At 69.5% G+C, this 9,064-nt stretch carries 9 protein-coding genes; 8 read left to right on the forward strand and 1 reads right to left on the reverse strand.

What is annotated here, in order from left to right; all coding sequences use genetic code 11:
* Positions 1–67 precede the first annotated feature (67 nt).
* The 3 genes from dxr (at position 68) to ispG (ending at position 3,966) form a co-directional block, all read left to right on the forward strand.
* Positions 68–1,339 carry a 1-deoxy-D-xylulose-5-phosphate reductoisomerase gene (gene dxr / locus ACH47Z_RS18635; RefSeq protein ID WP_399074817.1) on the forward strand — a complete coding sequence of 424 codons (1,272 nt, stop codon included), beginning with the start codon at positions 68–70 and terminating at the stop codon, positions 1,337–1,339.
* A gap of 8 nt (positions 1,340–1,347) precedes the next feature.
* Positions 1,348–2,640 (forward strand): M50 family metallopeptidase, encoded by a 1,293-nt coding sequence (locus ACH47Z_RS18640; protein WP_399074854.1) that lies wholly within the window; start codon positions 1,348–1,350, stop codon positions 2,638–2,640.
* A 168-nt stretch (positions 2,641–2,808) separates the two neighbouring features.
* Complete coding sequence (gene ispG, locus ACH47Z_RS18645; RefSeq protein ID WP_399074819.1) at positions 2,809–3,966, forward strand: flavodoxin-dependent (E)-4-hydroxy-3-methylbut-2-enyl-diphosphate synthase; 1,158 nt, start codon at positions 2,809–2,811, stop codon at positions 3,964–3,966.
* Positions 3,967–3,989: 23 nt separating this feature from the next.
* Here ispG and ACH47Z_RS18650 read toward each other — a convergent pair whose 3' ends face one another.
* Positions 3,990–4,409, reverse strand: coding sequence for an ATP-binding protein (locus tag ACH47Z_RS18650; RefSeq protein WP_399074821.1), 420 nt, complete (start codon positions 4,407–4,409; stop codon positions 3,990–3,992).
* A 134-nt stretch (positions 4,410–4,543) separates the two neighbouring features.
* On the opposite strand from ACH47Z_RS18650, the gene ACH47Z_RS18655 reads away from it, so the two are divergent.
* The 5 genes from ACH47Z_RS18655 (at position 4,544) to ACH47Z_RS18675 (ending at position 8,935) form a co-directional block, all read left to right on the forward strand.
* Positions 4,544–5,389, forward strand: coding sequence for a Scr1 family TA system antitoxin-like transcriptional regulator (locus ACH47Z_RS18655; protein WP_399074823.1), 846 nt, complete (start codon positions 4,544–4,546; stop codon positions 5,387–5,389).
* Positions 5,386–5,583, forward strand: coding sequence for a DUF397 domain-containing protein (locus tag ACH47Z_RS18660; protein WP_399074825.1), 198 nt, complete (start codon positions 5,386–5,388; stop codon positions 5,581–5,583). The genes ACH47Z_RS18655 and ACH47Z_RS18660 overlap by 4 nt, the downstream gene beginning before the upstream one ends.
* 124 nt (positions 5,584–5,707) lie before the next feature.
* Positions 5,708–6,556 (forward strand): GNAT family N-acetyltransferase, encoded by an 849-nt coding sequence (locus ACH47Z_RS18665; protein WP_399074827.1) that lies wholly within the window; start codon positions 5,708–5,710, stop codon positions 6,554–6,556.
* Between the two features lie 20 nt (positions 6,557–6,576).
* Positions 6,577–7,107: a GNAT family N-acetyltransferase gene (locus tag ACH47Z_RS18670; protein ID WP_399074829.1), complete on the forward strand. Its 531-nt coding sequence runs from the start codon at positions 6,577–6,579 to the stop codon at positions 7,105–7,107.
* Positions 7,108–7,231: 124 nt separating this feature from the next.
* Positions 7,232–8,935 (forward strand): proline--tRNA ligase, encoded by a 1,704-nt coding sequence (locus ACH47Z_RS18675; protein ID WP_399074831.1) that lies wholly within the window; start codon positions 7,232–7,234, stop codon positions 8,933–8,935.
* Positions 8,936–9,064 lie beyond the last annotated feature (129 nt).

Raw genomic sequence — 9,064 nt, forward strand, 5'->3', positions numbered from 1 at the left:
CCTGTAAACGCACCCGCCCGGGGGACGCACTGTCCGGAGCTCGGCCCGTTGCGGCAACAATGGAGAGATGACCGACAGTCCCGCCCATCCGGCGCCCCTCGCCGATCCGCACCTCGTCTACGACCCCCTCGCCGGCGACGGCCCCAAGGACGTGGTGATCCTCGGCTCCACCGGATCCGTTGGCACCCAGGCCATCGACCTCGTGCTCCGCAACCCCGACCGCTTCCGGGTCACCGCCCTGTCCGCCAACGGCGGCCGCGTGTCCCTCCTCGCCGAGCAGGCCCACCGGCTGCGGGTGCGGACCGTCGCGGTCGCCCGCGAGGACGCCGTACCGGCCCTGCGCGAGGCCCTCGCCGCCGAGTACGGCGCCGGGGAGCCGCTGCCCGAGATCCTCGCCGGACCGGACGCGGCCACCGAGGTCGCCGCCTCCGACGGCCACACGGTGCTGAACGGCATCACCGGCTCCATCGGCCTCGCCCCCACCCTCGCCGCCCTGGCGGCCGGCCGCACCCTCGCCCTCGCCAACAAGGAGTCGCTGATCGTCGGCGGCCCGCTGGTCAAGGCACTCGCCAAGCCCGGCCAGATCATCCCGGTCGACTCCGAGCACGCCGCCCTCTTCCAGGCGCTGGCGTCGGGGACACGGGCGGACGTTCGCAAGCTGGTCGTCACGGCGTCCGGGGGGCCCTTCCGGGGCCGTACGAAAGCCGACCTGGCCCGGGTGACCGTCGAGGACGCCCTCGCCCACCCCACCTGGGCGATGGGCCCGGTGATCACGATCAACTCCGCGACCCTCGTCAACAAGGGCCTGGAGGTCATCGAGGCACACCTCCTCTACGACATTCCCTTCGACCGCATTGAGGTGGTCGTGCATCCCCAGTCGTATGTTCACTCGATGGTCGAGTTCACCGACGGATCCACGATCGCCCAGGCGACGCCCCCCGACATGCGCGGGCCCATCGCCATCGGTCTGGGCTGGCCCGAACGCGTCCCGGACGCCGCGCCCGCCTTCGACTGGAGCAAGGCCTCCACCTGGGAGTTCTTCCCGCTGGACAACGAGGCCTTCCCCTCGGTGAACCTCGCCCGGCACGTGGGGCAGCTCGCGGGCACGGCTCCGGCGGTGTTCAATGCGGCCAACGAGGAGTGCGTCGAGGCCTTCCGCAGCGGCGCGCTGCCCTTCAACGGGATCATGGAGACCGTCACCCGGGTGGTCGAGGAACACGGCACCCCCGTCACGGGAACCTCACTCACCGTGTCGGACGTCCTCGAAGCGGAGGCCTGGGCGCGCGCCCGGGCCCGCGAACTGACAGTCACGACGGCGAGCGCGGAGGCGCGTGCATGACGACCTTGATGTTCATCCTCGGCATAGCGGTCTTCGCGGTCGGCCTGCTCGTCTCGATCGCGTGGCACGAGCTGGGGCACCTGTCCACGGCCAAGCTCTTCGGCATCCGTGTGCCGCAGTACATGGTCGGCTTCGGCCCGACCGTCTGGTCACGGAAGAAGGGCGACACCGAGTACGGCATCAAGGCGATCCCGCTCGGCGGCTACATCCGCATGATCGGCATGTTCCCGCCCGACGAGGAAGGCCGGGTCTCCGCTCGCTCCACCTCGCCGTGGCGCGGCATGATCGAGGACGCCCGCTCCGCCGCGTTCGAGGAACTGCAGCCGGGCGACGAGACGCGCATGTTCTACACGCGCAAGCCGTGGAAGCGCGTCATCGTCATGTTCGCCGGGCCCTTCATGAACCTGGTCCTCGCGATCGCCCTGTTCTTCACGGTCCTGATGGGCTTCGGCATCCAGCAGCAGACCACCACCGTCGCCTCCGTCTCGCCGTGCGTCATCGCCCAGAGCGAGAACCGCGACAGCTGCAAGAAGTCCGACCCCGCCTCCCCGGCCCAGGCCGCCGGCATCCAGAAGCGCGACAAGATCGTCTCCTTCGACGGCAAGCAGACCAAGGACTGGAACACGCTGTCGGACCTGATCCGCGACAGCGCGGGCAAGACGGTCCCGATCGTCGTGGCCCGAGACGGCAAGGAGCTGACGCTCCACGCCACGATCGCCACGAACCTGGTCGCCAAGAAGGACTCCAGCGGCCAGTACCTCCGGGGCCAGTACGTCAAGGCAGGCTTCCTCGGCTTCAGCTCCGCCACCGGCGTGGTCCACCAGAGCTTCGGCCAGTCCGTGACCTGGATGACCGACCGCGTCGGCGACGCCGTCGACTCCCTCGCCGCCCTGCCCGCCAAGATCCCGGCGCTGTGGAACGCGGCCTTCGGCAACGGCCCGCGCGAACCGGACTCCCCGGTGGGCATCGTCGGCGCGGCCCGCATCACCGGCGACATCGCCACCCTCGACATCCCCGCCTCCCAGCAGGTGGCGATGTTCGTGATGCTCCTCGCCGGCTTCAACCTCTCCCTGTTCCTGTTCAACATGCTCCCCCTCCTCCCCCTCGACGGCGGCCACATCGCGGGCGCCCTGTGGGAGGCGTTGCGCAGGAACCTGGCGCGGGTGCTGCGCCGCCCGGACCCCGGTCCGTTCGACGTGGCGAAGCTGATGCCGGTGGCGTATGTGGTGGCGGGGATCTTCGTGTGCTTCACGATCTTGGTCCTGATTGCGGACGTCGTTAACCCGGTGAAAATCTCGTAGCCATACGACGTTCTCGGCGGCCCGGAAGATGATCCTCCGGGCCGCCTTCCATCGGGTGGGTTTACAGGACGGGATGTGCTGGCGCCCGGGCCGGTGCCGTAATCTCGAAGCCTGGAGCCCGCCGTTACGGGACCGGACCTTGATCCACGACTTGGGGTTGCACAGCAGATGACTGCGATTTCTCTCGGCATGCCGTCCGTTCCGACCAAGCTCGCCGAGCGCCGGAAGAGCCGGCAGATCCAGGTCGGAAGCGTGGCGGTCGGCGGAGACGCACCGGTGTCGGTCCAGTCGATGACCACGACCCGTACGTCGGACATCGGCGCCACCCTCCAGCAGATCGCCGAGCTGACCGCGTCCGGCTGCCAGATCGTCCGTGTGGCCTGCCCCACCCAGGACGACGCCGACGCCCTCGCGACCATCGCGAAGAAGTCCCAGATCCCCGTGATCGCGGACATCCACTTCCAGCCCAAGTACGTCTTCGCGGCGATCGAGGCGGGCTGCGCGGCGGTCCGGGTGAACCCGGGCAACATCAAGCAGTTCGACGACAAGGTCAAGGAGATCGCGGCGGCCGCGAAGGACCACGGCACCCCGATCCGCATCGGCGTCAACGCCGGCTCCCTCGACAGGCGCCTGCTCCAGAAGTACGGCAAGGCGACCCCGGAGGCCCTGGTCGAGTCGGCCCTGTGGGAGGCGTCGCTCTTCGAGGAGCACGACTTCCGGGACATCAAGATCTCGGTCAAGCACAACGACCCGGTGATCATGATCGAGGCGTACAAGCAGCTCGCGGCCCAGTGCGACTACCCCCTCCACCTCGGCGTGACGGAGGCGGGCCCGGCGTTCCAGGGCACGATCAAGTCGGCGGTGGCCTTCGGCGCGCTCCTCTCCCAGGGCATCGGCGACACGATCCGCGTCTCCCTGTCGGCTCCCCCGGTGGAGGAGGTCAAGGTCGGCACCCAGATCCTGGAGTCCCTGAACCTCCGCCAGCGCGGCCTGGAGATCGTCTCCTGCCCGTCCTGCGGCCGCGCCCAGGTGGACGTCTACAAGCTCGCCGAAGAGGTCACCGCAGGCCTCACGGGCATGGAGGTCCCGCTGCGCGTCGCTGTCATGGGCTGCGTGGTGAACGGCCCCGGCGAGGCCCGCGAGGCCGACCTCGGCGTCGCCTCCGGCAACGGCAAGGGCCAGATCTTCGTCAAGGGCGAGGTCATCAAGACGGTCCCCGAGTCGAAGATCGTGGAGACCCTCATCGAGGAGGCCATGAAGCTGGCCGAGCAGATGGAGGCCCAGGGCGTGGAGTCGGGCGAGCCGTCGGTGTCGGTGGCCGGCTGATCTTTTGACTTTCCTGAGTCCCGTCACCGCTCGGTGGCGGGACTCAGCCATACCTCCGCCCAGACGGATTTGCCGGGCTGGCGTGGGGTGACGCCCCATGTGTCGGCGAGCGCCTCGACCAGCAGCAGCCCACGCCCGGACTCAGCGCAGGGAACCCGCACTTCGGGGACCCGCTCGCCACGGGTGTCGGACACCTCCAGCCGCAGGAGCCCATCCGACCCGGTCAGCTGAAGACGGAAGTCCCGCCCTGGTACGTGCCCATGCCGTACGGCGTTCGCGACGAGTTCGGCGGCGATCAGTGTGACGGCTTCATTGACGGGGCCGTCGTAGGGGTGCCCCCACTCGTCCAGCCGGTGTGAGACGAGCCGCCGGGCCAGCCGTGCGCCGCGCGGGGTCGAGGTGAAGCGCATGGTGAATTCCTGGGTGGAGATTTCTGACTTCATGCCGCTTACGCTCCCGCACGCTCAGTAACGTGAACAGCGGCCGCACCTTGACCAACACGCGTTGTACGAGCGTGGGGTGCCGCTGTAGGCATGCGCGCCGTGACCGACGGTGGCGCGAGGGAATTGGGGGTTATGTGAGCGAGCAAGCGCAGGAAGTGCTGGAGCAGGACGAGGAGTCCGAGCCGGTCTCGGGCGTTGCCGTCGCCTTCGGGCGGCTGTTGAAGCGGCTGCGGACTCAGACGGGCATGGAGCGCGCCGAACTGGGCGCCCGTACCGGGTACTCTGCGGCGACTATCGCGTCGTACGAGCAAGGCAGGCGCATTCCGAACGAGAAGTTCATCAGGCATGCCGACGAGGTGTTGAACGCGCGCGGGATGCTGCTCGATTTCATCGAGGACATGGAGAAGGCGCAGTATCCTGCGTTCTTCCGGGATGCGGCGGCGCTGGAGAAGAAGGCGGTGGCGCTGCACGTGTTCGCCGTGCAGGCGGTACCGGGCCTGTTGCAGACTGAGGACTACGCGCGGGCGATGTTCACCATGTGGCGGCCGCTGCTGGACGAGGCGACGATCGAGCAGCGGGTGGCGGCGCGGTTGGCTCGGCAGGAGATCTTCGCGCGGAAACCGGCGCCCACCCTCACCTTCGTGATGGAGGAGGCCGTCGTGCGAAGGCGACTGGGCGGATTGGCTGTCTGGCGTGGCCAGTTGGAGCAGATCCTGCTTGTCGGCCAGCAGCGTAATGTGGAGATCCAGGTCATGCCGGACGACCGCGAGGAGCACGCCTCCCTCAACGGTCCGTTCACCTTGATCGAGACGGAGAAAGGACGCAGGATCGCCTACGTACCGGCACACAAGGCCAGCCGCCTCTTCACCGACCGCTCCACGGTCAGGGAGGTGGAGGAGCAGTACGGTCTCTTGCGCGCCCAGGCCCTGACGCCGCGCGAATCGCTGGCATTCGTAGAGAAGTTGCTGGGGGAGTCATGAACGTCGAAGAGTTGTCGGACCTGATGTGGTTCAAGAGCAGCTACAGCAGTGGAGATGGCGGCGAATGCATAGAGGTCGCCACCACCCCCACCACTATCCACGTACGGGATTCGAAGCAGAACCCCGCCACCGCCCCCACCCTCGCACTGCCCCCGGCCGCCTGGCAGGCGTTCCTCGGGCTTGTGCAATTTTGAGCTGCCCAGGCGACTGCCTTCCGCCGAAGGGCTGACCCCAGCCCCCCAGCCAGAAGGCGCACGGCCAAGCATGCGCAGCTATAGTGCGGAGGATCAGCAGATCCCCAGCCCCTAGGCCCCCTACGTGTTGACCCAGACCACCTCACGGGTGCTCGAACCGAGCGACCTTGACGCCGCGCTCGCCGTCCTCGACCGCGAGCCGGTCGCGAACGCCTTCGTGACCTCGCGCGTCCAGGTCGCCGGCCTCGACCCGTGGCGGCTCGGCGGGGAGATGTGGGGCTGGTACGAGGACGGCATGCTCACGTCGCTGTGCTACGCGGGCGCCAACCTCGTTCCCATCTGTGCCACCCCGCGTGCCGTGCGCGCCTTCGCCGACCGGGCGAGGCGGGCCGGGCGGCGCTGTTCCTCCATCGTCGGTCCCGCCGAGGCCACCGCCGCGCTGTGGCGCCTGCTGGAGCCGCACTGGGGCCCCGCCCGCGAGGTCCGCGCACATCAGCCCCTCATGGTCACCGACCGGATGCCCGCCGACATCGCTCCGGACCCCTACGTCCGCCGCGTCCGCAAGGACGAGATGGAGACGATCATGCCGGCGTGCGTGGCGATGTTCACCGAGGAGGTCGGCGTATCCCCGATGGCGGGGGACGGCGGGCTGCTGTACCAGGCCAGGGTCGCCGAACTCGTCGGCTCCGGCCGTTCCTTCGCCCGCGTCGACGAACACGGCACGGTCGTCTTCAAGGCCGAGATCGGCGCCGCGACCGACCAGGCCTGCCAGATCCAGGGCGTCTGGGTCGCTCCCGAATACCGGGGGAGGGGGCTCGCGGCACCGGGGATGGCCGCCGTCCTGCGGTATGCGCTCGCCGACGTGGCCCCGATGGTGAGCCTGTACGTGAACGACTTCAACACGGCGGCCCGGCGGACGTACCGGCGCGTGGGCTTCCAGGAGGTCGGCGCCTTCATGAGTGTGCTGTTCTGAACCACCTGTACGCTCCCGGCATGGACCTCGTGATCGGCCCCCTGGACCTCGCAGCCCACGTCGACGAGGCCCTCGCCGTCCAGGCGGTGGCGTTCGGGCTCGGGCCGGACGAGGTCGCCGTACGCCGGCAGATCGTGCAGCGGCACATGCAGTTCCGGGGTGCGCGGGCCCTCGGGGCGACCGTCGCAGGACGGCTCGCCGGGTTCGTGTACGGCATGCCCAACAGCCGTACCCACTGGTGGTCCACCGTCGTGGAGCCCTACCTCCGCGCGAACGGCAACGACTTCTGGCTGGACGACTCCTTCGTGATCACCGAGCTGCACGTCCACCCCGATCACCAGAACCGGGGAATCGGCCGCCGGCTCATCACCATGATCACCGACTCCGCCGCCGAGCCCCGCTCGATCCTCTCAGCGATCGACACCGACAGCCCCGCCCGCGGCCTCTACCACTCCCTCGGCTACGTCGACCTCGCCCGCCGGGTCCACTTCCCGAGCGCGCCCCGGCCGTACGCCGTGATGGGCGCCCACCTGCCGCTGCGCCGCAAATAGAGCCGCGGACAGAGACGAGGCCATGGACCAGGCCACAGACGGGGGCATAACCGATTTCCGCCCGCACAGGCGGCCCGGCTAACCTCCTATGCCATCACCCTTACCCGGCAGGAGTACGAGAACCATGGCCAAGGCACCGGTCCAGCGCATGTCCCAGTTGATGGCGAAGACGCTGCGCGACGACCCGGCGGACGCCGAGGTCATCAGCCACAAGCTCCTCGTCCGCGCCGGCTACGTCCGCCGCACCGCCGCCGGCATCTGGAGCTGGCTGCCCCTCGGCAAGAAGGTCCTCGCCAACGTCGAGCGGATCGTCCGCGAGGAGATGGACGCCATCGGCGCCCAGGAGGTCACCCTGCCCGCCCTGCTGCCCCGGGAGCCGTACGAGGCGACCGGCCGCTGGGACGAGTACGGCCAGGAGCTGTTCCGGCTCAAGGACCGCAAGGGCGGCGACTACCTCCTCGGCCCCACCCACGAGGAGATCTTCACCCTCCTGGTCAAGGACCAGTGCACGTCCTACAAGGACCTGCCGGTGATCCTCTACCAGATCCAGAACAAGTACCGGGACGAGGCCCGCCCCCGCGCCGGCATCCTGCGCGGTCGCGAGTTCCTGATGAAGGACTCGTACTCCTTCGACCTGGACGACGAGGGCCTCGCCAAGTCCTACGCCCTGCACCGCGAGGCCTACCGGCGCGTCTTCGAGCGCCTCGGCCTCGACTACCGCATCGTCGCCGCCACCGCCGGCGCGATGGGCGGCTCCAAGTCCGAGGAGTTCCTCGCCCCGGCCGAGGCCGGCGAGGACACCTTCGCCGACTGCCCGAACTGCGACTTCGCCGCCAACACCGAGGCGATCACCTACGCCCTCAAGCCGGTCGACGGCTCGGCCGTGCCCGCGCTCGAGGAGATCCCCACCCCCGACACCCCGACCATCGAGACCCTGGCCGCCTCCCTCGGCGTCCCGGCCTCCGCCACGCTGAAGAACCTGCTGGTCAAGGTGGACGGCGAGATCGTCGCCGTCGGCGTCCCCGGGGACCGTGAGGTCGACATGGGCAAGGTCGAGGCGCACTTCGCCCCGGCCACCGTCGAGATGGTCACCGAGGCCGACTTCGCCGGCCGTCCCGACCTGGTCCGCGGCTACGTCGGCCCGCAGGGGCTCGGCGAGAAGGTCACGTACATCGCCGACCCGCGCGTGGCCCCCGGCACCTCCTGGATCACCGGCGCCAACAAGGAGCACACGCACGCGAAGAACGTCGTCGCCGGCCGTGACTTCGAGGTCGGCGAGTACGTCGACGTCGTCGTGGTGCAGGAGGGCGACCCCTGCCCGCAGTGCGGCACCGGCCTGAAGCTGGACCGCGCCATCGAGATCGGCCACATCTTCCAGCTGGGCCGCAAGTACGCCGACGCCCTCAAGCTCGACGTCCTCGGCCAGAACGGCAAGCCCGTCCGCGTCACCATGGGCTCCTACGGCATCGGCGTCTCCCGCGCCGTCGCCGCGCTCGCCGAGCAGCACGCCGACGACAAGGGCCTGGTGTGGGCCAAGGAGGTCGCCCCGGCCGACGTGCACGTCGTCGCCGCCGGCAAGGCCCTGCAGACGGAGCTGGCCCTCGACGTCGCCGAGAAGCTGGCCGCCGCCGGCGTCCGCGTCCTGGTGGACGACCGGGCCGGTGTCTCCCCGGGCGTGAAGTTCACCGACGCCGAGCTGATCGGCGTCCCCCAGATCCTGGTCGCCGGCCGCCGCTCCGGCGAGGGCGTCGTGGAGCTGAAGGACCGCAGGACCGGCGAGCGCGAGGAGCTGCCGGTCGAGGAGGCCATCGCCCGCCTCACGGCCTGATCGCCGCGGGGGTGCCCCCCGCCCCCAAGGGGGGGCGGGGGCCCCCCCCCCCCCCCGCGAGAGCCACCCCGCGCACACCCCCAGCGATCGGCAGAGCACACCGCTGAAAAACACACACCAAACTTAATC

It is taken from the genome of Streptomyces sp. NPDC020192 (assembly GCF_044388685.1).
Lineage (GTDB): Bacteria > Actinomycetota > Actinomycetes > Streptomycetales > Streptomycetaceae > Streptomyces.